Source organism: Candidatus Jidaibacter acanthamoeba, from assembly GCF_000815465.1.
In the GTDB taxonomy this organism is placed as follows: Bacteria; Pseudomonadota; Alphaproteobacteria; order Rickettsiales; family Midichloriaceae; genus Jidaibacter; species Jidaibacter acanthamoebae.
Map to the genome: position 1 here is coordinate 1 of NZ_JSWE01000152.1, position 256 is coordinate 256.

The window sequence follows — 256 nt, forward strand, 5'->3', positions numbered from 1 at the left end:
GGAGCAGGGCATGGAGATATAGTAGTACCTGTGCTAATAAATGCTTTAAAGGATATTGATGATGAGGTCAGTATAAGGGCAGCTGAAGCACTGAGTAAAGTAGGAGCAGGGCATGGAGATATAGTAATACCTCCGTTAATAGAAGCTTTAGAGGATGAGTATGAGGATGAGTATGTTAGGGGCAGTGCAGCTAAAGCACTGGGTAAAGTAGGAGCAGGGCATGGAGATATAGTAGTACCTGTGCTAATAAATGCTT

Annotated in this window: 1 protein-coding gene; it reads left to right on the forward strand. The window is 43.0% G+C overall.

The genetic code is table 11. The features are described from left to right. The coding region (locus NF27_RS07660) for a HEAT repeat domain-containing protein (protein WP_039457852.1) at positions 1-256 on the forward strand (256 nt) is incomplete at both ends.